Genomic DNA, 21,124 nt, shown 5'->3' with positions numbered 1-21,124 from the left:
CGGCCGCGCCCCTGGGCGTCGGCCGGGCAGCCGGAATTCCCCGACCGCTAGCGCATACTCGGTATGTATACCCGGTATGGTCGGGATCGACAAGAACCGCCCCGGCCGGCCGGGGCGGTCCTCGGTGTGCGCTCGAACGGCTCCGACCTGCGGCGCAGGCGCGGTCAGCCGAGCGCCGCGGTGAACGCCCGCGCCCGACGGGTGATCTCCGGCCAGTCGGCGGCGGCCACCAGCGACGGGGCGACCACGCCGCTGCCCGCGCAGACCGCGAGGGCGCCGGCCCGCAGGAACGCGGCGGCGTTGCCCGCGTCCACGCCGCCGGAGGCGACCAGCGGGGCGCCGGGGAACGGGCCCCGCAGGTCCGTCAGGTAGCCGGGGCCGAAGGCCCGGGCAGGGAAGACCTTCACCGCGGCGGCGCCCAGGTCGAGCGCCCGCGCGACCTCGCTGGGAGTCAGCGCCCCCAGGACCACCGGCACCGGCGCGGCGGCGACCTCCGGCCGCACCCCCGGGGTGACCAGGTACTCCGCGCCCGCGTCGACGGCCCGCCCGGCCTGCTCGGCGGTCAGCACGGTGCCGGCGCCGATCCGGCAGCCCGTCCCGGCGGCGGCCGCCCGGCGCAGCACCGCGGTGACGTCCGGCGTGGTGAAGGTGAACTCCACCCAGCGGATGCCGCCCTCGGCGAGCGCCGCGCACAGGGCGGCGGGATCGGGCACGGCGGGGGCGCGGACCACCGCGATCACCCGGTCGGCGGCCAGCTCCTGGGGCAGGGTCATCGGGTCTCTCCGGTGGTGCGGCGGCGCAGCGCGCGGCCGGGGCGGGCCCCGGTGGGGCGGGAGTCGTCGATCACGGCCGTGCCGCCGACGAAGACGTACGGGATGCCGGCGGCGGGGCTGCGCGGCCGGTCGAAGGTGGCGGTGTCGCGGACGGTCCGCGGGTCGAAGAGGACCAGGTCGGCGGCGTAGCCGGGGCGGATCAGTCCGCGCCGGTGCAGGCCGAGCCGGCGGGCCGGCCGGCCGGTCATCCGGGCCACCGTCTCCTCCAGGCCGAGCACGCCCGTCTCCCGGCTGTAGTGGCCGAGGTAGCGCGGGAAGGTGCCCCAGGCGCGGGGGTGCGGGCGAGCGCCGGTGAGCAGGCCGTCGCTGCCGACGGTGTGGGCCGGGTGCCGCATGATGGCACGGACGTTGGGCTCGTGGCCGACGTGCTGGAGGACGGTGGTGCCCAGGCCGTCGGCGAGCAGCAGGTCGAGGAAGGCCGCCGTCCCGCCACCGCCCCGGCCGCCGTCCGCGGCGAGTTCGGCCACCGTGCGGCCGACCCGGTCGGCGAGCCGGGGGTCGCGGACCCCGGAGACCTGCACGGTGGACCAGTCGGCGACCACGCCGTGGCAGCCGTCGCTGCCGTGCTCCTCCATGGTGACCCGGATCCGCTCCCGGGCGGCCGGGTCGCGCAGCCGCTCCAGGGTGCGGTCCGGGCCGCCCTCGGTGGCCCAGGAGGGGAGCAGGGCGGCCAGCGCGGTGGAGCCGGGCAGGTAGGGATAGCTGTCCAGGGTGAGGTCGAGCCCGTCGGCCAGCGCGGCGTCCAGCAGGGCGAGGAACTCCGCGGCGCGGCCCCGGTTGACGCCGAAGTTCATGGTGGCGTGGGTGAGGTGCAGCGGGCAGCCGCTGCGCCGGGAGACCTCGATCATCTCGGCGTACGCGTCCAGCGCCCCGACGCCGTAGGAGCGGGTGTGCGGGCAGTGGTAGCCGCCGTGCGCGGCCACCACCCGGCACAGGTCGAGGAGTTCGGCCGTCGGGGCGTACATGCCGGGGGTGTAGGTGAGGCCGCTGGACAGGCCCACGGCGCCCTCGCTCAGCCCCCGGGCGAGCAGCCGGCGCATCCGGGCGAGCTCGTCGGCGGTCGCGGGGCGGTCCTCCCAGCCGACCACCAGGGCGCGCAGGGTGCCGTGCGGCACCAGGTAGCAGGCGTGGGCGGCCAGGCCCGAGCGGTCGAGGCGGTCCAGGTACTCGCCGACGGTGCGCCAGTCCCAGGCGAAGCCCTCCGGGTCGCCGTTCCAGCCGGCGAGCTGGCGGCGCATCCGCTCCAGGGTGGGCCCGTCGACGGGGGCGTAGGACAGGCCGTCCTGGCCGAGCACCTCGCAGGTGACGCCCTGGCTGACCTTGGCGAGGTGCTCGGGCTCGGTGAGCACGGCCAGGTCGGAGTGGGCGTGCATGTCGATGAAGCCGGGGGCGAGGACCAGCCCGTCGGCGTCGACGGTGCGGGCGGCCGGGGTGCCGTCGGGCTCCGTGATGACGCCGCCGGTGACCGCGAGGTCGCCGCGGCGCCGTTCGGCGCCGGTGCCGTCGACGATCCAGGCACCCCGGACCAGCAGGTCGGGCATCAGAAGAAGGTCCTCACCAGGTCGACCACGCGCGGCAGTTCGGCGTCCGCGTCGTCCAGGACCGGGATCATGGTCCACTTGTCGAAGGCGGTGCAGGGGTGCGAGACGCCCAGCCGGACGGTCTCGCCGATCCGCACCCCGGCGTCGCGCAGGAAGGCGTGCTGGTCGTTGAGCGCGGTCACGGTGCCGGTCACCGGGCCCCGGCCGCGGACCAGTTGGGGCTGCGGCAGGCCGAGGTCGTACGGGAAGTCGCGGCGGCCGCCGTCCAGCAGGGCGAGGTTCGGCTCGGGCCGCGAGAGGACCCGGGACCAGCCGTGCAGGGCGGCCCGGAAGGGCTCGGCGCCCTCGGTCCGGCCGAACGGCGAGATGCCCCGGTAGAAGCCGTCGTCGTGGGCGGCGTACGCGCCGGAGCGCAGCACCACCCTGGTCCCCGGCCGGGCCAGCGGCGCGAGGTGGTCGGCGACGGTGTCGAAGAAGGCGCTGCCGCCGGCCGTGACCCAGACCTCCTCGGTCTCGAACCGCCCGACCAGCTCGTGGTGCAGCTCGGCGAGGTGCGCCAGGTAGCGGATGACGGTGGCCACCGAGTCGTCCGAGCCGTCCGGGCCGAGCGGGCCCTCGTAGCCGCTGACGCCGGCCAGCCGCAGGCCGGGCGCGGCGAGCACGGCCTGGGCCACCTCGACGGCCTCGGCGACGGTGCGGGCGCCGGTCCGGCCGCCGGGGGCGCCGAGTTCCACGCAGACGTCGACCGGGGCCGGGGCGCCGCGCAGGGCCCGGTCCATCAGGGCGACGGAGTCGGTGGAGTCGACCCAGGAGGCGAACCGGAAGTCCGGGTCGGCGGCCAGCTCCCCGGAGAGCCAGCGCAGGCCGTCCGGGTCGAGCAGGGTGTTGGCGAGGTGGATGCGGCGCACCCCGAAGGCCCGGCCGACGCGCAGCTGCGACAGGTTGGCCAGGGTGATGGCGACGGCCCCGGCGTCCAGGTGGCGCTGCCACAGGGCGGGGGCCATCGAGGTCTTGCCGTGCGGGGCGAGCTCGACCCCGGCGCGGGCGCACCAGGCGGCCATGGTGCGCAGGTTGTGGTCGAGCGCGCCCGCGTCGAGGGTGACCAGCGGGGTGCCGAGGTCGTCCAGGGTGGGGCCCCCGGCCAGGTACTCGGCGACGGTGCGGCCCCAGGCGGCGGCGGGGACGGCCTTGAAGCGCCAGTCCAGCCGCTCGTCGGCGAGCTCCGCCACCCTGGCTCGGTCGATGGAGTCCACCGGGACCGCCCTCCTATTGCGTCATGTGCAACGGTCGTTGCATCGGTTGTGGACGTGATCTAACCTCAGGTCCAGACCACTGGTCAACGACCGCCCCCACCACCCCGCCAGGAGCCTGCCGGTGACCACCCCTGCCGCCGTGTGCATCGGCGAGTCGATGGCCGTGCTGCTCCCCGAGCGCACCGGCCCGCTGGAGCAGGCCGAGACCTTCCGCCGGGGCTTCGGCGGCGCCGAGTCCAACGTCGCCTGCGCCCTGGCCGGTCTGGGCGTCCCGGCCGCCTGGATCAGCCGGGTCGGCGCGGACGGACTGGGCCGCAGCCTGGTCGCGCAGATAGCCGCGCACGGCGTGGACACCTCCGCGGTGCGTGTCGACCCCGACCGCCCCACCGGGCTCTACCTCAAGGAGACCGGCGACGGCGGCGACCACCCGCACGACCTCGGCGCCGGCCGCAGCCGTCTGCACTACTACCGGCGCGGCTCCGCCGCCTCCGCGATGGGCCCCGAGGTGCTCGCCGACCCGGCCGCCGCACCGCTGCTGGACGGCGCCGCCCTGATCCACCTGACCGGCATCACCCCCGCCCTCTCCGACAGCTGCCACCGGCTGGTCCGCTCGCTGCTGGCGGTGCCCGGCCGGCGGATCAGCTTCGACCTCAACTGGCGGCCCGCCCTGTGGGCCGGCCGGGACCGGCAGGCGCTGCGGTTCCTGATGAACGGGTCGCAGATCGTGCTGCTCGGCGCCGACGAGGCCCGGGAGGTGCTCGGCACCGACGACCCCGAGGGCCTGCGCAGGCTGCTGCCCCGCCCCGAGGTGCTGGTGCTCAAGGACGACGGGCGCCGCTCGACCGCGATCGCCCGGGACGGCTCGGTCCTCGCCGAGCCCGCGCTGCGGGTGGAGGTGGTCGAGCCGACCGGCGCCGGCGACGCCTTCGCGGCCGGCTACCTGGCGGGCGTGGTGCACGGACTGCCGCAGGCCGGGTGCCTGCGGCTCGGCCACCTGTCGGCCGCCTCGGCCCTGACCGTCCGGGGCGACCTGGGCACGGCGCCGCCGCCCGCCCTGGTCGAACGGCTGCTGGCCGCCGGCCCGGCCGAGTGGGCCGCCACCCGGGTCGACGCCGCCGGCTTCCACCCCGCGGATGCGTCATGAGCAGCTCGACGGTGGCCCGGGCGATGCTGCTGCTGGCCGAACTCGGCCGCGGCGAGAGGACCCTGGAGCAGCTCGCGGCCGTCCTGGACGCGCACAAGAGCACCGCGCTGCGGCTGCTGCGCCCGATGGAGGACGCCCGGGTGGTGCAGCGCGACGCCGCCCACCGCTACCGGCTCGGCCCGCAGCTGTTCGCGCTCGCCGGGCAGGCGCTGGAGCAGCGCGGCGTACGGGCGGTCGCGGCGCCGCACCTGCGCGAGCTGAACGCGGCCACCGGCCAGACCGTGCACCTGGCCGCGTACGAGGGCGGCGAGGTGGTCTACATCGACAAGTACGACTCCCGGCACCCGGTGCGGATGTACTCGCGGATCGGGCTGCGCGCCGCGCTGCACTGCGCCGCCGTGTCCAAGGTGCTGCTGGCCGACCTGCCGCCGGCCGAGCGCCGCGCGGTGGCGGCGGGGGTGGAGTTCACCCCGTTCACCGCGAACACGCTGACCACGCCCGAGGCGCTGCTGGCCGAGCTGGAGCGGGTCGCCCGGAAGGGCTGGGCGCAGGACCACGCCGAGCACGAGCCGTTCATCAACTGCGTCGCCGCGCCCGTCCGGGACGCCACCGGACGGGTCGTCGCGGCCGTCTCGGTGTCGGTGCCGGACGTCCTGCTGACCCACGAACAGGTGCTGGCGCTGCTCCCGCGGCTGCTGGCCACCACCGTCGCCGTCTCCGCCGACTGCGGCCACCCCGCGGCCGGCTGACCGGCCCGCGCCCCACCGAACCGAGGAGTACCGGATGAAGACCGAGGTCCGCACCGACGGCGCCCCCGCCCCCGCCTGGGTGTTCTCCCAGGGGGTGCGCAAGGGCCCGCTGCTGCAGGTCTCCGGGCAGGGCCCGCAGGACCCCGCCACCTCCGCCTACCTGCACCCGGGGGACGTGAGGGCGCAGACCCTGCGCACCCTGGAGAACGTGCGGGCGGTGCTGGAGGCGGGCGGCGCGACCGTCGAGGACGTGCTGATGTTCCGGGTCTACCTCACCAGGCGGGAGGACTTCGGCCCGATGAACGAGGTGTACGGCGAGTTCATCGACACGCACGTCCCCGAGGGCGGCGTGAAGCCGTGCCGCACCACGGTCTTCGTGGAGCTGCCGCACGAGGCGATGCTGGTGGAGATCGACGCCCAGGCGTACATCGGCTGACACCGGTCAGGGCGCGACCACCGGCCGCCAGGGCACCGGGCTGGAGAGGATCATCGAGCTGGTCGGCTGTCCGTAGCCGGCCAGCTTGTCGATCAGCCGCTCGAAGGCGGCCATGTCGGGCACCCCGACCAGGAGGGTGCAGCAGGCCCCACCGGTGACCCGGTGCAGTTGGAAGACCTCGGGCCAGCCGGGCACCTCGGGGTCGCGCAGCAGGCAGCGCGGGGCGTTGCACTGGATCGACACCAGGGCCATCACCGTCACGCCGGCCCGGGCCGGGTCGACGTGCGCGTGGTAGCCGGCGATCACCCCGTCGGCCTCCAGCCGGCGGACCCGTTCGGCGACGGCCGGCGCGGAGAGCTTCACCCGGCGGGAGAGCTCGTTGTACGAGAGCCGGGCGTCGGCCTGCAGTTCGGCCAGCAGGAGGCGGTCCACGGCGTCCATCACGGCTCCCGGGGTCGGCTTTGGGTTCGGAAGGCGGCACCGCCCGAAGGCCTTGCGAATGGAAAGCAGCACGGCGGATCGGATGCCCGCCGCCCATTCAAGAGCAGCCTGCGCCACCGCACAATAGGTGCCACCCCGCCGATGGGCGGACGATCCCAGGCACACCAGGAGGAACCGGTATGAACGGGGACGCCGCCGACCGGCCGCACCTCTCCTTCCGTGACGGGGAGGAGCCGGGCACCGGCACCCCGTACGCCCGCTACGTGCACCTCGACACGCTGCACAGCCTCCAGCAGCCGCGCAGCAAGGTGCCGGCCGAGCTGTCGTTCATCATCACCACCCAGGTGATGGAACTGCTCTTCGACCTGCTGCACCACGAGTGGACGGCCGCCCAGCACGCGCTGCGCGAGGACGACCTGACCGCCGCCCTGGCCGCGCTGCGGCGCGGCACCCACGTCCAGGACGTCCTGGTCGAGTCCTGGGACCTCCTGGCCACCATGACCCCCGCCGAGTTCAACGCCTTCCGCTCGGTGCTCGGCGAGGCCTCCGGCTTCCAGTCGGCCGCCTTCCTGCGGCTGGAGTTCATGCTCGGCAACAAGAACGAGTCGCTGCTGCGGATGTACCAGGAGGTCCCGGCCACCCACGCCGACCTGACGGCCGCGCTGCGCTCGCCCAGCCTGTACGACGACGCGCTGGCGCTGCTCGACCGACGCGGCGTCGCCGTCCCGCACGAGCCGGTCACCACCCGGCACCAGCCCAGCGAGGAGGTCAAGCGGGCCTGGCACACGGTCTACTCCGACCCCGAGCTGGCCGAGCTGGCCCGCCTGGGCGAGGCCCTGCTGGACACCGCCGAGCGGGTCACCCGCTGGCGCCAGCGGCACCTGGCGGCCGTCAAGCGCTCGATGGGCGGCAAGCCCGGCACCGGCGGCTCCAGCGGCCTGAAGTGGCTCAAGCACGCCGCCGACCAGGACGTCTTCCCCGAGCTGTGGAACGTGAGGAACGCCCTGTGACCCCCACCCGCGCCGCGTGCCAGGCCCTGGACGCCGCCGACCCGCTGGCCGGCCTGCGCGCCGAGTTCGCGCTCCCCGCCGGAGTGCTCTACCTGGACGGCAACTCACTCGGCGCGCTCCCCCGCGGCACCTCGGAACGGGTCCGCCGGATGGTCGAGCAGGAGTGGGGCGACGGCCTGATCCGCAGCTGGAACGACGCCGGCTGGTACGAGCTGCCGCAGGGCCTCGGCGAGCGGCTCTCCCCGCTGCTCGGCGCCGCCCCCGGCCAGGTCGTGGTCTGCGACTCCACCTCGGTCAACCTGTTCAAGGTGCTCGGCGCCGCGCTGCGGCTGCGCCCCGGCCGCCGCACGGTGCTCGCCGAACGCGCCGCCTTCCCCACCGACCTCTACATCACCGAGGGCGTCACCTCGCTGTTCGACGGCGTCGAGCCGGTCCTGCTGCCGACCGCGGCCGACCTCGACCGGCTGCTCGACACCGACGTCGCGGCCGTCGTCCTCTCCCACGTCGACTACCGCACCGGCGAGCTGCTCGACATGGCCGCCGTCACCGAGCGGGTGCACGCCGCCGGGGCGCTGATGATCTGGGACGTCTGCCACAGCGCGGGCGCCCTGCCGGTCGAGTTCGACCGCTGCGGGGTCGACTTCGCCGTCGGCTGCACCTACAAGTACCTCAACGGCGGCCCCGGCGCGCCCGCCTTCCTGTACGCCGCCGAGCGCCACCAGGCCGACGCCAGGCAGCCGTTGAGCGGCTGGTTCGGACACGCCCGGCCGTTCGCCTTCGAGCCCGGCTACGCCCCGACCGAGGGCGTCCGCCGGTTCCTGACCGGCACGCCCCCGCTGCTCGGCATGGCCGCCCTGGAGGCCAGCCTGGACGTCTGGGCCAAGGTCGACCTGCGCGCGGTGCGGGCCAAGAGCCTGGCGCTGACCAGCCTGTTCCTGGAGCTGGTGGAACCGCTCGGCCTGCCGACCGTCACGCCCCGCGAGGAGTCCCGCCGGGGCAGCCAGGTGTCGCTGCGGCACCCGGACGGCTACGCCGTGATGCAGGCCCTGATCGAGCGCGGGGTGATCGGCGACTTCCGCGCCCCCGACCTGCTGCGGTTCGGCTTCACCCCGCTCTACGTCTCGTACACCGACGTCTGGGACGCCGCCCGGCAGCTGACCGAGGTACTGGAGGGCGGCGAGTGGCGGCAGGAGCGCTTCAGCCGGCGGGGGGCGGTGACGTAGCGAAGGCGTTCTCCAGCGACTCCCAGGACAGCGGCCGGCCGGCCGGGATCCGGGTCTCGTGCGCCACCTGCACGATCCGCACCGCCAGCCGGTGCACGGTCAGCTCGTACGGGCCCCGGCCGCGACCGGTGCGCATCAGGGCGTACAGGCCGCCGGCCAGCGGGTCGCTGCCGGGGCCGGCGTGCTCCAGACCGAGCCGGCGCGCCGGGTCGGGCAGGGCGGCCGCCTCGGTCGGCAGCCACGGCACCGGGACGATCCCACTCGACCAGCCGGCGGCCGTCCGGGGGGACCGCTCGGCCCGGCGGGCGAAGCCGTACCACTCCCGGCCGCAGCGCTCGTCGGCGAAGTAGCGCGGCGAGTAGAGCGGGACGAACACCCGGCAGCCGGCCAGCGCCTCGGTGATCTGCCAGCGGGCCCAGCTGTCCAGCTCCGCGCCGCGGTCCGCGAAACCGGCCGGCACCGAGGCGGGCAGGTCGGTCAGCTGCAGCACCTCCTCGCTCAGGTCGTCGAACAGCTGGTCCACCCAGCGGTCGGCGGCCGGGCCGCGCGAGTAGCTGAGGAAGAAGTACGGCCGGGGCGTCTCCAGCGGCTGGGTCTCCCGGCGCCGCGGCCCGGAGTGCGAGGGCCGGCGCGCCACCGGACCCAGGCCGATCGGGAGCGCGGCGTTGCGCGAGAGCGGGAAGCTGCGCCCGCCCTCCGGCTCGCGGACCCCGAACGACGGCGTGGGCTGCTCGAAGAGCGCCAGCGAGATGACCTGACCGGCCGTCAACTCGCGCCCCAGCGACGGGTCGCCCTGCCGCAGCGCGGCGGCCAGGCAGCCCGCCACCGAGCGCTCGGCCGGATCCCGGACCCCCATCACCAGGTGCCCGTCCAACTGCACGTTCGGCGTCGCCACCGGCTCCGCCGAGGGCTCGGCGAACCCGTCCAGGATCAGCAGCCGCTTGGCCGCCGAGGCACCCGCCACCAGCGCCGCCACCGCCTGCCAGCCGACCGCCGGGGCGCGCTCCCCCGCCGGGACCGCCTCCGCCCCCGGCACCGGCGCCGGACCGCCGAGATGGACGATCAGCGCGTCCTCGGCCTCCTGCGCGGCCCGCCGCAGCGCCCGCAGGAACCCCTCCGGGTCGTCCTCGCCGAGCCAGATGTGCCGCCGGTCCAGCCCCACCAGGTACGGATCGGCCAACGCCTCGGCCAGCGCCGCCAGTTCACGCAGCGCGCGGTACTCGTCCGAGCGCCGCGCCTCACCCGCCTCCGGCCGGGAGGTGGTCAGCAGCAGCACCGCCCGGGAACGCTCCGGGTCGGGCAGGCCCTCCGCCGCCGGCGGCACCGGCGGCGGGTGCGGGGCGCCCGGCCGGACCAGCGGCACCGGCACCGGCTCCGGTTCGGCGGCCGCCTCGAACGGCCGCAGCTCCGCCCCGCCCGGCGCCCCCAGCAGTTGCAGGGCGCCCGGATCGACCAGCGCGAACGGTCGCTGCTCCAGCAGGGCCGCCACCCCGCCCCGGTCGGTGGGGGCCAGCGCCCGGAACGAGCCGAGCGGGGCGGTCGCCCGGTCCGACGCGTCGGCCAGCTCGCCGCCGATCCGGGTCAGCAGATCCACCGCCTGGTGCGCCACCGACCGCGGCACGGTACCCAGCAGCACGTCCCGCACCCCGGCCCGGAAGTCGAAGTAGCCCTGCCGACCGCTGTGTTCCCGCAGCAGGCCGCTCACCACGATCTCGGCCAGGTGCTGCGGCTGCGGCCGGGCGAACCCGGCCCGCTGGAGCAGCCGCATCACCGGCAGCGCCGGGGTGGTCAGCGCGGTCAGCCCGGCCAGCGCGAACGCCTCCCGCGAGGCCGTCGACCGGAACCGCAGCACCAGCTCCTCCGCCGTCAACTGCTCCGGCTCCGGGCCCGGTTCGTCGTCCAGCGCGCACCGGGCCGCGGAGACCAGCAGCGCCGAGCCGAACACCCGGCCACCGGTCGGACTGCCCACCAGCTGCGCCCAGTTGGCCAGCCAGTCGGCGGACGGTTCCAGCACCGGCAGCGGCACCGTCCCGGCCGGCCGCGGCGCCCCCACCGACGCGAAGCCGTACCCGACGGCCGGCTGCCCGGCCTCCGACGCGGTGAACTCGCCGGCCGCCGCCGGCACCGCCGCCAGCCGCCACAGCCGCTCGGGCAACGGCTGCACCACCGCGACCGGCACCCGGCGGGCCATCCCGAGCAGCGTCCGGTGCCAGCTGTCGCCGGCCGGACCGGGCCGCCACTGCGGGCCCATGCAGTCGCTCAGCACCAGCACCGCGCTGCGCCCGTCGGTGGGCCGGCAGTCGGTCAGCGTGCCGGCCGCGCCGAGCCGGGCGGTCGCCACCGTCCGGAAGGCACCGGTCTGCTGGAGCACCGCCCGCAGCTCCCGGGCCAGCGGGCGCCACATCCCCATGGTCGGACCGCAGTCCAGTACCAGGTGCACGTCGAGCCAGCGTTCGGTGTCCGGACGCAGCACCGGCAGCCAGCGCACCGCCGCCGGAGCCCGCGGTGCGGTCGGCGAGCGCAGCGCCTCGGCGAGCCGCTCCGCGGTGGCGGTCTCGTCCAGCAGGCGGCGCCGGGGGTGCGGGACGCGGCGCTTGAGCGGGCGCAGGGCGCGCTGCAGCATCAGCGGCCGGGCCAGCATCGGCGGGCTGGCGGCGGAGACCGGCGCGGCGTCGGCGAGGCGGTCGGCCGGGTCGTCGGAGGGCAGGTGCAGGGCCGTCCTGGCGGGGGAGGCCTCCTTGCCGCCGGCGGCGGCCCAGCCCTCGCCGGCGGCGCCGCCACCACCCGTGCCGTCGCCGTCCTCGTCGCCCTCGCCGGCCGGCACGGCGGCCTCCGGCTCCGCGTCGGCGCCGGCCTCCGCGCCGCGGGCGGCCAGCCAGAGCAGTTCGGCCAGCTCGACCGGCCCCGGCTCGCCCAGCCCCAGCCCGGTGAGCACGGCCGCCAGCCGGTCGAGGGCACCGCCGTCAGTAGACATCGTCGTCCCGGCCGCGGCTGAGGTAGGGCATCACCCGGGCGGCCAGCGCGGCCCGGTCGGCGGCGTCGGCCATCTCCGGCCGGGAGGTCAGGTAGATGGCGTTGAGCAGCTGGTCGGTGGCCAGTTCGCCCTCCTCCCGCCGGGACAGGAACACCTGCACCAGCTCGTCCACCAGCTCCGCATCGGCCGCCGGCAGATGGGACTTGACGATCGCCTCCAGCTCGGGGCCCTCCGGCCGGCGCAGCTCCAGCACCACGCAGCGGCGCAGGAACGCGGCCGGGAACTCGCGCTCCGCGTTGCTGGTGAGCACCGTGAACGGGAACGCCCGGCAGCGCACCCGGCCGCCCCTGATCGGCGCCCGGGTGCCGCCGTCCGCGGTCAGCACCCGCGCCTGCGGCTGCTGGGGCGCCGCGCGGACCAGCTCCTCGATCTCGTACTGCCCCTCCTCCAGGACGTGCAGCAGGTCGTTGGGCAGGTCCAGGTCGCCCTTGTCGATCTCGTCGATCAGCAGCACCCGCGGGTGCTCGTACGGGAGCAGCGCGGTGCCGAGCGGGCCGAGCCGCAGGTGCTCGTCCAGGTCGGAGGAGGGGGCGTCCGGGCCGGCCTGGTTGGCGGCGTACAGACGGGACAGCGGGTCGTACTGGTAGAGGCCGTCACGCAGGCTGGAGCGGCTGGTGATGTTCCAGCGGAGCACCGGGCCGAGCCCGAGCTCGCGGGCCACGGCGTACGGCAGGCTGGACTTGCCGCCGCCCGGCGGGCCGGTGACCAGCAGCGGACGGCGCAGGTGGAGGGCGGCGTTGACCAGTTCGACGGTCTCCCGGGTGGGCCGGAAGGTCTGCGCCCGGTGGCCGACCGGGGTCGGGCCGGCGCCGGTCGGACCGGCCGGCGGGGGCAGTACGGGGGCGCCGTCGAAGGCCCGCCAGGGCGGCGGGGCGGGCAACTCGGCGATGCCGTGGTGGGGTTCGGCGGCGCCGCGGTAGATCCGCTTCAACGGCATGGGTGTGCGCTCCTGATCGGGTGTCGCATCGCTGGTCGTCGGTGTCGGCCGGGGCCCGGGGTGCCCGGTCACGGGTCGGTGGTACGGGTCGGTGGAGCGGTCGGGACGGTGCGGAACGGACGCGCCGGGCTCGGCACGACCGCCGGGTCCTCCCAGAGCAGCACCAGGTCCGCCGCCCAGTGCCCCCGAGGATCGTCACTCTCCTCCGCCCGGTGCCGCAACTCCTTGACCCTGCGCGGGAGATCGAGCGGGGAAACATCGACCAGTTCGTCCGCCAGTCTGGCGAGGAACCGACCCCCGCGACAGGCGCGCTCGGGCGCGTGCTCGGTGGTGCAGGGGCACCGGGCCCACAGCACCGCCGGCGCCCCGGCCTTGAGCGCGGCGGCCAGCAGGCGGTCGTACGGCGCGCCCTGCGGCGGGCCCGGGAAGGCCGGCACCTCGGGCCGCTCGGGCGGGCGCAGGTGGTGGTAGAGCTTCTTGTGGTCCGGCGGGTCGGTGCAGCCGACGGAGTGCAGCCGGGTGGACCGGTGCCCGCGCATCGGCGCCCACTTGCGTTCCAGGTGGAGCCGGTCGGCCGGGTCCGAGCGGCGCTGCTCGTCGACCACCACGACGGCGTGGTCCGCGCCGAGGGGCCCGTAGTCCTGGTCCCGCGCCCAGCCGTGCACGGGTTCGGTGAGCAGCCTGCGGGGCAGCGAGAAGACCACCAGCTCGGCGCCGTCGCTCTCCAGCCGGCCGAGCTCGTGGTCGATCCGTTCCCTGACGAAGGTCCGCATGCCCTCGCCCAGCCCGAGGGCCGCGCTGCTGTGCGGGTCGACCGGCCGGCCGGCCCGGACCGCGGAGACGGTGACCTGGAAGAGGTCCCGGCCGGCGCCGCTGGGGCTGAGCTCCACCAGGATCGGGCGCCAGCGCTCGGCCCGGCGGGCGGCCGGCGGGGGTGCGCCGGGCGGCGGGTCGGCGGGGGGCCGGTGCGGCGGGCGGGTGGGGTGTGACGGGTGCAGCGGGTGCGCGGGATGTGACGGGCGCAACGGGTGTTCCGGGTGGGTTTGGTGGTCCTGGTGGTCCGGGGACCACTCCTCCAGCCAGCGCCGTAAGCCGTCGCCGAGCGGTCCGGCGCCGGCGGCCTCGGCGGCCCGCGCGGTCCGGTCCGCGAACGCCAGCACCGGATGGGCCCGGCCGGGCGGCGCCATCGTCTCGGTGAGCAGGTACCAGCAGGCCTCCCAGAGCCCGGCCGGGCGGCTGGCCGGCTCCTGGCAGCCGAGCGGCCCGACCGCCGCCCGGTACAGCTCCAGCGGGTCCGCCGGCGGCACGGCACCGGCCAGCAGCAGCCGCAACTCCCGTACCGCGGGCGGCGGCAGGGGCAGGTCCGGCAACCGGTCGGCGAGCTGCGGGACGTACCCGGCGATCACCTCGCCGGGCAGCATCCGGCCGAGCCGGACGGTCGGCCGGCCGCGGTCCCCCGGACTGCGCGGGATGCCGACGGTGTCCTGGGCCGCCGTCACCATGCCCACCACCTCCCCCGTGTCGGCGAGCACCACCGGCCCGCCGCTGAAGCCCGGCGAGAGCGGCATCCCGGTGCCCTCGTGCTCCAGCTGGAGCTGCTCGCCGCCGATCCGGAAGGCCCCCCGGGTGAGCCGGACCTCGCTGCTCAGACCGCTGTCGTGGCCGATCGGGAAGCCGTACGCGGCGAGCGGCGCGGGCCGCCGGGCCCAGCGGTGCGGCGCGGCGAACACCGCCGGCCCGGCGACCTCCGGCGGCACCGGGCGGTCGAGCAGCAGCACGGCCACGTCGCCGCCGCCGGCCGGGCGCCCGGGCCACGGCCCGCGCAGCACCACCCCGGCGGGCAGCCCGGGGTGGTCGGGGCGGTTGACCAGCCGGACGGTGGCCCGCCGCGCGCCCTGGACGACGTGGGCGCAGGTGAGCACCTCCCGCTCGGAGATCAGCATCCCGGCCCCGACCGTCGGGACGGCCTCCTCGGTGTCGATCCTGGCCAGCCAGCGAGCCTCCTGCATCGGCGGGCTCAGGTCCGGTCCGCACCGGCAGAACCATCCCTCCCCCAGGAGAGTCTGACGGTCAGGTGCGCCTCGCCACCGGTCCGGGCGATCAGCGCGCCGGCCTCCGCGGTGAGCTTGACCCCGAACTCGATCTCCACGCCGTCGGGGTGCAGCCGGCCGTCCCGGAACACCGCGAGCGCGGACTCGGCCGCGGCCCGGACCCCGCCCAGCGCCTCCTCGAACCCGGCGACGGCCTGCCGGACCTGCCCGCCCGGAGCGCGGCCGACCGGCTGCATGCCGTACGGCCCGTCGTCCGCACCGAGGTGGCCGTCCACGGCGGCGGCGGTCTCGACGCGGACCACGGCGCCCTCGTCGGTCAGGAACTCGATGTAGTCCGGCACGGCACTCCCCCCAAAGACATGTGTGGTGGCGATCCGGCCCCGGGCGGTCGTTGCAGAGCCTGCACCCGCCGGGCAGCGGTCAAACCCGATCGCGGTGTGAGCTGTCCCCCGGACGGTTCACGGGACATGACAGTAAGCCAGCACCCACCACCCGCACCATGCCACCTCCCGCCCGCCGCCGGGGCGCGGGCATCCCGCCCCGCTACGCCTTCGCCGGGGCGCCGCCGCCCCGTGTGCGGGTCTCCAGCCACTCCGCGCAGCGGGAGAGCAGCCAGTTGAGCGCCACGAACACCAACGCGATCTCGAAGTACACCTGGAGGAAGTCGTGGCCGAGGTAGGAGGCCAGAACGTTGCCCTGGTGCATCAGTTCGGGGTAGCTGACCACGTAGCCGAGGGTGGTCTCCTTGAGGGCCCGCACCGCCTGCCCGATGATCGTCGGCAGCAGGGCCCGGACGGCCTGCGGCAGCACGATCAGCCGCATGACCTGCCCGTGCCGCAGGCCGACCGCGTAGCCGGCCTCGCTCTGGCCCCGCGGAAGCGCCAGCACCCCGGCCCGGAAGATCTCCGCGAAGTTGCCCGCGCCGTGCAGCACGATGGGCACGACCAGCTGCCAGAACGGCGACATCCGCACGCCCAGCGCGGGCAGCCCGAGCAGGAAGAAGTAGACCAGGAACAGCAACGGCAGCGACCGCAGCACTTCCACCACCGCCGCCGCGGGCAGCGCGACGGCGCGTCGCCGGGAGAGCCGCAGCAGGCCGAGCAGCGCCCCGGCGGGCAGGCCGATGGCGATCGACACCAGGCCGGCCAGGATCGTGTTGCCGAGGGCGCTGAACAGGAACCGCTGGGCCGGGAGGGTCAGCAGCGGTTGCCACTTGGCCGCGTCGAGCTGGCCGTGCGCGCCGAGTTGGGCGAGCAGCGCGCCGAGCAGCAGTGCGATCAGCGCGCAGGCGCCGGCGGAGGCGATCCGGCGCTGCCGTCGGCCGCGCGGGCCGGGTGGTTCGAACAGGACGCCCGCGGCTCCCTGGAGCGTCGCCGGGGCGACGGCCCGGCGGCGTCCGGCCGTCGGGACCGGCGCGGCCGGCCGGAGGGTGTCGATCACGGCTTCACCTCGTGCGGCGTCGGTCACTTCGGCGTTGGTCACGCGTGCGGCGTTGGTCATCGGTGGATCCGGAAGCGTCGTTCCAGCGCGCCGGTGGCCGTGCCGGCGGCCATGGTGAGCGCGACGTAGAGCAGGGTGGCGGTGCCGAAGAGCGCCAGTGGTTCGACGTACTGGACGTTCAACTGCCGGATCACGCCGGAGAGTTCGTTGACACCGGCGACCGAGCCGACCGCGCTGCCCAGGGCACAGGCGATGAACATGTTGCCCAGCGGCTGGATCATGGCGCGCAGTGCCTGCGGGAGCACGATCAGCCGCAGGCACTGCCCGGTGGTGAGACCCAGCGCCCGGCCCGCCTCGATCTGCCCGACCGGGACGGTCTCCAGGCCGGAGCGCAGGATCTCGCAGACGTACCCGGCCACGTACAGCGAGAGGCCGACGACCAGCGAGGGCCCGAGCGGCAGGGTGAGGCCGAGCTGCGGCAGGACGAACACCGACACCACCACGACCAGCAGCAGCGGCAGGTTGCGGAAGGTGTGGACGTAGACCGCCCCCACCGCGCGCAGGACGCGCAGCGGGGCGACCCGGCACAGGCCGAGCACGGCGCCGAGCAGGAGCGCGGCGGCGTAGCCGGTGACGGTGAGCAGGACGGTCCGGCCGAAGCCGGCCAGGATCTCACCGAAGTGGTCGGCGACGACGTTCACGGCGGCGTTCCGTTCAGGAGGATGCGGAGGGGGCGGGGGCCGGGGTGATGCCCAGGTCGCCGACGGCGGGGGGCGCGGGCGCCGGCGCCTTGGTGAGCGGCGTGACGTTGTCCTCCCAGGCCTGCTTCCACAGCCCGTCCTTCTCGACCTCCGTGAAGAAGTCGTTGACGATCCGGGTGAACGCGGGGTCGTCCTTCGGCAGGCCGACCCCGTACATCGAGGCGCCGTAGGTGAAGGGGAGCATCTCCAGCGCCGGGTCCTTCTTGGCCTGGGCGATGGCGACGGCCTGGTTGTTGACGAAGGCGTCGCCGCGGCCGTCGTGCAGCGCCTGGAGGCACTGGCTGACGGTCTGGAAGACCACCGGTTCGGCGGTGGGCGCCGCCTTCTTCAGGGCCTCCACGGCGGGGCCCGCGGTGGTGATCACCTTGCGGCCGTTGAGGTCGGCGACGCCGGTGAGGCCGGTGGTGCCCTTGCGGACCAGGAGGGCCTGGCCGAGGTTCATGTAGGGGCCGGCGAAGGAGACCTTCTTGAGCCGCTCGGGGGTGATCAGGTAGGTGGAGATGACGACGTCGACGGTGTTGTTCTGGATCAGCGCCTCGCGGGTGTCGGCGGTCACCCCGACGTGTTCGACGGCGGGCTTGCCGAGCAGGTACTTGGCGAGCATCTGGGTGAGGTCGCTCTCGAAGCCCTGGTAGTCGTCGGTCAGCGGGTTCTTCTCGGAGAAGCCGGGGTTGGTGTCGGAGGCTCCGGCGGTCAGGTGGCCGTTGCGGCGGATGCGGTCCAGCGTCGGGCTGGGCGGCAGGTCCTTGCCGACCGGCGCCTTGGAGAGCAGCGAGCCGGCCGAGCCGGTGTCGGAGGGCAGCGGGGCGGAGCCGGAGCTGCAGGCGGTGGTCACCGTGGTGGCGCAGACGACCGCGGCCGCGAGGGCGACGACTCTCCTGACGGTCATGACCTGGTCCTTTCGCTGGCCGCGGAGGGGCGCGGCGGTGGGTGGTGCCGACAGGGCGGGGCGGGGGTCCGGCCTGCCGCGGTCAGTCGCCGCGGCGGCCGTTCTGTCGTACGGACTACAGGATTACTCGAACCGGTAGTAGGCGCTCACCCTAGCCGTCCCCGGCCGCCTGTCAAGGGCCGTTCCACCGGCTCTGCCCGTTCGCCCCTCCCGCACCGGCCGCCCGCCCCCACACGTCCCCGCCCACCCCGCCGCGCCCGCCCGACCCCGCCCCCGCACCCGCCCGACTCGGCCCTCCACCCCGCCCGACTCAGCCCTCCGCGCCCGCGGACCCACGGCGCTGGGCCGCCCGGCGCGGGACGTAGACCGCCGGATCGCGGCCGGTCAGCGCCTCGCGCAGCCGGTTCAGCGTCTCGCCCGCGGCGGCCGCCCGGCCGGTGTCCTCCGCCTGCACGGCCAGCAGGAGGGCGTCGTTGAGCGCGATCGAGGCCAGCTCCTCGCCGGCCAGGCCGCCACTGGAGAACAGCGCCGTCAGCACCACGTCGACCCGGTCCTGGAGGACCGGGCCGAGCGAGTCGGTGACCAGGATCCGGGCGGCCCCCACCTGCGCGGCGCGGTCCAGCACCACCTCCAGGTCGTCCAGCAGCCGGCCGGGCGCGTAGACCACCAGGACGTCCTGCGCGGACAGCGGCAGCAGCGCGTCCGCGAGGTGGAACCCGGTGGACGCGGCGACCCTGGTCCGCCGCCCCAGCCGGCCCAGCCGCAGCGCGAGGTGGCGGGCGACCAGTTCGGAGGCGCCGACCCCGAAGGCCATCACCTCGTGCGCGCCGGAGAGCAGCTCGACCGCCCGCCGGAAGGCCGCCGGGTCGAGCCGGTGGCGGGTCTGCTGGAGGCGGTCCACGGCCTCGTCGAAGACCTGGTCGATCACCGTCCCGGCGTCCCCGTCGACCGGGCGGCGGCGCACCGAGGACGGCCGGCTGCTGTCCACGAAGTGCCGTCCGAGCTCCCGCTTGAGGTCGGGCAGCCCGCTGTAGCCGAGGGCCTTGGCGGTACGCACGACGGTGGCGTCACTGGTGCCGGAGGCGCGGGCGAGCTGCTCCGCGGTGGCGAACGGCACGTCCTGGACGTGGTTGCGCAGGTACTCGGCGACCCGCCGCTCGGCCGGGGAGAGGGTGGCCAGCTGCTCGGCGACCCGGGCGTGGAACCCGGCCGCGCCGGCCTGGTCACCGGTGGAAGTAGTCCTCATGACAGCACTTGACTCCATTGTAGTTTCGGCTACGATCTGGCACCACTACAGCTACGAAATGTGTCGCGCTTGTAGTCGATGCTACAGAGCGGCTCGCTCAGCACCCGAGGGAAGCCCATGCACACACCGCCCATCCCCGTGATCGAGATCTCCGGGCCCCCGCGGGAGCGCGGCCGCACGTACGGGGAGGCCGCCCGCCCGCAGATCGAGGCGGCGCTGGCCTTCTACGGTGAGTCCTTCGCCCGCGGCAGCCGGCTCGACTGGCGCCAGGTCACCGACCGGGCCCGGCTGTGGGTACCGCTGGTCGAGGCCTTCGCGCCCGACCTGCTGGAGGAACTGCGCGGCGTCGCGGAGGGCGCCGGTACGGGCCTGCTCGACCTGATGGCCCTCAACGCCCGCGGCGAGATCGTCTACGACCGCACCTTCGCCCGGATGGGCCGGCCGCCGCAGGCCCCCGGGAGCGAATCCGGGGCCGACCCCGACCCCACCCCCACCCCCGGCCCCGACGCCGACGCCGAGTCCGACTCCGACTCCGGAGCCGCCGACGGCTGCTCCTCGTTCGCCCTGCTGCCCCCCGCCGCCGGCGACGGGCACGTCTGGGCCGGCCAGAACTGGGACTGGCGCACCGGCGCCGGTCGGACCCTGGTCGCCCTGCGCGTGGTGCAGCCGCCGCACCCCACCGTGGTGATGGTGGTCGAGGCCGGGCAGATCGGCCGGCACGGTGCCAACTCCGCGGGCATCGCGCTGAACGCCAACGGGCTCGGCGGCCGCTTCGGCGACGAGATCGGCGTCCCGCAGACCTTCATCCGGCGGCGGATCCTGGACCGGGCGAACTTCAAGGACGCCCTGCAGGTGCCGTTCTCCGTCCACCAGCAGATCCCCACCAACCTGCTGTTCACCCACCGCGACGGCGTCTCGATCGACCTGGAGACCACGCCCGGCCGCCACCGGTGGCTCTACCCGGAGCAGGGCCTGCTGGTCCACGGCAACCACTACCAGGCGGGCGTGCCGGCGCAGTTGGCCGGCAGCTACCGCCCGTTCGCGGTGGACTCGCTCTACCGGGTGCCGCTGATCGAGGCGGCGCTCCGGCGGGCCCGCGACCTCCGCGAGCCGGAGGACGTCCGGGGCGTGATCGAGCAGGCCCTCGGCGACCACTTCGGCCTGCCGCACTCGGTCTGCAACCACCCCGACCCGCACACCGACCCCCTGCTGCAGACCAGCACCATCGCGTCCAACATCGTCGACCTGACCACCGGCGAGTACCACGTCGCGGCGGGTCTCCCGTGCGGCACGCCGTACCGCCCGCTGCCCTGGAACATCTACGACGGCCCCGGGGGCTGCTGACATGACGACCGAATCCCTGGCCGCCGGCCGCCCACCCGCCGAGCCGCTGATCAGCATCCGCGGGGTGTCCAAGCGTTTCGGAGCGGTCCCGGTCCTGCACGATGTCGACCTGGACGTGCACCGCGGTGAGGTGGTCGTGCTGCTCGGCCCGTCCGGGTCCGGCAAGACCACGCTCTGCCGGTGCGTCAACCGGCTGGAGACCCTGGACGCCGGGACGATCACGGTCGGCGGCACCCCGCTGCCGGCCGAGGGCCGGGCGCTGGCCCGGCTGCGGGCGGACGTGGGGATGGTCTTCCAGTCGTTCAACCTGTTCGCGCACCGCACCGTGCTGGACAACGTCACGCTCGGCCCGGTCACGGTGCGCGGCCTGTCCCGCCGGGAGGCCGAGGAGCGCGCCCGCGGGCTGCTGGCCCGGGTCGGCCTGGCCGGGAAGGCCGGGGCCCGGCCCGACGAACTCTCCGGCGGCCAGCAGCAGCGGGTGGCCATCGCCCGGGCGCTGGCGATGGGCCCCACGGCGCTGCTGTTCGACGAGCCGACCTCGGCGCTGGACCCCGAGATGATCAACGAGGTGCTGGACGTCATGGTCTCGCTCGCCGACGAGGGCATGACCATGCTGGTGGTGACGCACGAGATGGGCTTCGCGCGGCGGGCCGCCGACCGGGTGGTGTTCATGGCCGACGGACGGATCGTCGAGACCGCGCCCCCCGAGCGGTTCTTCGCCCACCCGCAGACCGAACGGGCCGCCGAGTTCCTCTCGAAGGTCCTCCAGCACTGACGGCCGGCGCCGGCCCC

At 75.5% G+C, this 21,124-nt stretch carries 19 protein-coding genes; 7 read left to right on the top strand and 12 right to left on the bottom strand.

Features of this window, described 5'->3' with window-relative positions:
* Nucleotides 1-164: 164 nt before the first annotated feature.
* From ACIOFR_RS01390 to ACIOFR_RS01380, 3 genes are read right to left on the bottom strand one after another with little or no spacing between them, the layout of a single operon-like run.
* Nucleotides 165-773, bottom strand: a complete 609-nt coding sequence (locus ACIOFR_RS01390) for a bifunctional 4-hydroxy-2-oxoglutarate aldolase/2-dehydro-3-deoxy-phosphogluconate aldolase (RefSeq protein ID WP_400991569.1) — start codon at nt 771-773, stop codon at nt 165-167.
* The gene (locus ACIOFR_RS01385; protein WP_400991568.1) at nt 770-2,374 is read right to left on the bottom strand and encodes an amidohydrolase family protein; all 1,605 of its coding nucleotides are present in this window, start codon (nt 2,372-2,374) and stop codon (nt 770-772) included. The genes ACIOFR_RS01390 and ACIOFR_RS01385 overlap by 4 nt, the downstream gene beginning before the upstream one ends.
* Entirely contained in the window at nt 2,374-3,627 is a 1,254-nt protein-coding gene (locus ACIOFR_RS01380; RefSeq protein ID WP_400991567.1) for an alanine racemase, read from the bottom strand. Before ACIOFR_RS01380 ends, ACIOFR_RS01385 begins: the two co-directional genes overlap by 1 nt.
* 121 nt (nt 3,628-3,748) lie before the next feature.
* Between ACIOFR_RS01380 and ACIOFR_RS01375 the strand changes: the two genes are divergently transcribed.
* From ACIOFR_RS01375 to ACIOFR_RS01365, 3 genes are read left to right on the top strand one after another with little or no spacing between them, the layout of a single operon-like run.
* Entirely contained in the window at nt 3,749-4,771 is a 1,023-nt protein-coding gene (locus ACIOFR_RS01375) for a sugar kinase (RefSeq protein WP_400991566.1), read from the top strand.
* Complete coding sequence (locus tag ACIOFR_RS01370; RefSeq protein WP_400991565.1) at nt 4,768-5,520, top strand: IclR family transcriptional regulator; 753 nt, start codon at nt 4,768-4,770, stop codon at nt 5,518-5,520. The genes ACIOFR_RS01375 and ACIOFR_RS01370 overlap by 4 nt, the downstream gene beginning before the upstream one ends.
* A 34-nt stretch (nt 5,521-5,554) precedes the next feature.
* Entirely contained in the window at nt 5,555-5,956 is a 402-nt protein-coding gene (locus tag ACIOFR_RS01365) for a RidA family protein (protein WP_400991564.1), read from the top strand.
* Nucleotides 5,957-5,962: 6 nt separating this feature from the next.
* Here ACIOFR_RS01365 and ACIOFR_RS01360 read toward each other — a convergent pair whose 3' ends face one another.
* Nucleotides 5,963-6,397: an Lrp/AsnC family transcriptional regulator gene (locus ACIOFR_RS01360; RefSeq protein ID WP_400991563.1), complete on the bottom strand. Its 435-nt coding sequence runs from the start codon at nt 6,395-6,397 to the stop codon at nt 5,963-5,965.
* Between the two features lie 179 nt (nt 6,398-6,576).
* Here ACIOFR_RS01360 and ACIOFR_RS01355 point away from each other — a divergent pair, with 179 nt between their 5' ends.
* Together ACIOFR_RS01355 and kynU are read left to right on the top strand one after the other, a co-directional pair.
* Nucleotides 6,577-7,407 (top strand): tryptophan 2,3-dioxygenase, encoded by an 831-nt coding sequence (locus ACIOFR_RS01355; RefSeq protein WP_400991562.1) that lies wholly within the window; start codon nt 6,577-6,579, stop codon nt 7,405-7,407.
* Nucleotides 7,404-8,630 carry a kynureninase gene (gene kynU, locus ACIOFR_RS01350; RefSeq protein ID WP_400991561.1) on the top strand — a complete coding sequence of 409 codons (1,227 nt, stop codon included), beginning with the start codon at nt 7,404-7,406 and terminating at the stop codon, nt 8,628-8,630. The genes ACIOFR_RS01355 and kynU overlap by 4 nt, the downstream gene beginning before the upstream one ends.
* Here kynU and ACIOFR_RS01345 read toward each other — a convergent pair.
* The 8 genes from ACIOFR_RS01345 to ACIOFR_RS01310 all read right to left on the bottom strand — a co-directional run bounded on the left by ACIOFR_RS01345 (nt 8,605) and on the right by ACIOFR_RS01310 (nt 18,988).
* On the bottom strand, nt 8,605-11,604 hold the full coding sequence (locus ACIOFR_RS01345) for a TIR-like protein FxsC (protein WP_400991560.1): 3,000 nt from the start codon (nt 11,602-11,604) through the stop codon (nt 8,605-8,607). The two genes, kynU and ACIOFR_RS01345, sit on opposite strands and share 26 nt — an antisense overlap.
* Nucleotides 11,594-12,601 (bottom strand): AAA family ATPase, encoded by a 1,008-nt coding sequence (locus ACIOFR_RS01340; protein WP_400991559.1) that lies wholly within the window; start codon nt 12,599-12,601, stop codon nt 11,594-11,596. The genes ACIOFR_RS01345 and ACIOFR_RS01340 overlap by 11 nt, the downstream gene beginning before the upstream one ends.
* A 68-nt stretch (nt 12,602-12,669) precedes the next feature.
* Nucleotides 12,670-14,610 carry a trypsin-like peptidase domain-containing protein gene (locus ACIOFR_RS01335; RefSeq protein ID WP_400991558.1) on the bottom strand — a complete coding sequence of 647 codons (1,941 nt, stop codon included), beginning with the start codon at nt 14,608-14,610 and terminating at the stop codon, nt 12,670-12,672.
* A gap of 8 nt (nt 14,611-14,618) precedes the next feature.
* Nucleotides 14,619-14,993, bottom strand: coding sequence for a CU044_2847 family protein (locus tag ACIOFR_RS01330; protein WP_400991557.1), 375 nt, complete (start codon nt 14,991-14,993; stop codon nt 14,619-14,621).
* Nucleotides 14,994-15,195: 202 nt separating this feature from the next.
* Nucleotides 15,196-16,152, bottom strand: coding sequence for an amino acid ABC transporter permease (locus ACIOFR_RS01325; protein ID WP_400991556.1), 957 nt, complete (start codon nt 16,150-16,152; stop codon nt 15,196-15,198).
* Entirely contained in the window at nt 16,149-16,793 is a 645-nt protein-coding gene (locus ACIOFR_RS01320) for an amino acid ABC transporter permease (RefSeq protein ID WP_400991555.1), read from the bottom strand. Before ACIOFR_RS01320 ends, ACIOFR_RS01325 begins: the two co-directional genes overlap by 4 nt.
* Nucleotides 16,794-16,806: 13 nt before the next feature.
* A complete protein-coding gene (locus ACIOFR_RS01315; RefSeq protein ID WP_400991554.1) occupies nt 16,807-17,742 on the bottom strand; it encodes a transporter substrate-binding domain-containing protein in 936 nt (311 codons plus the stop codon).
* Nucleotides 17,743-18,052: 310 nt separating this feature from the next.
* Nucleotides 18,053-18,988, bottom strand: coding sequence for a MurR/RpiR family transcriptional regulator (locus tag ACIOFR_RS01310; protein WP_400991553.1), 936 nt, complete (start codon nt 18,986-18,988; stop codon nt 18,053-18,055).
* 117 nt (nt 18,989-19,105) lie between these two features.
* On the opposite strand from ACIOFR_RS01310, the gene ACIOFR_RS01305 reads away from it, so the two are divergent.
* A complete protein-coding gene (locus ACIOFR_RS01305) occupies nt 19,106-20,332 on the top strand; it encodes a C45 family autoproteolytic acyltransferase/hydolase (protein WP_400991552.1) in 1,227 nt (408 codons plus the stop codon).
* A 1-nt stretch (nt 20,333) separates the two neighbouring features.
* Nucleotides 20,334-21,107: an amino acid ABC transporter ATP-binding protein gene (locus ACIOFR_RS01300; RefSeq protein WP_400991551.1), complete on the top strand. Its 774-nt coding sequence runs from the start codon at nt 20,334-20,336 to the stop codon at nt 21,105-21,107.
* Nucleotides 21,108-21,124 lie beyond the last annotated feature (17 nt).

The sequence above is a fragment of the Kitasatospora sp. NPDC088346 genome (assembly GCF_044740765.1).
Lineage (GTDB): Bacteria > Actinomycetota > Actinomycetes > Streptomycetales > Streptomycetaceae > Kitasatospora.
The sequence above is the reverse complement of the archived record's forward strand: the minus strand, read 5'-3'. Positions and strand labels throughout refer to the sequence as shown.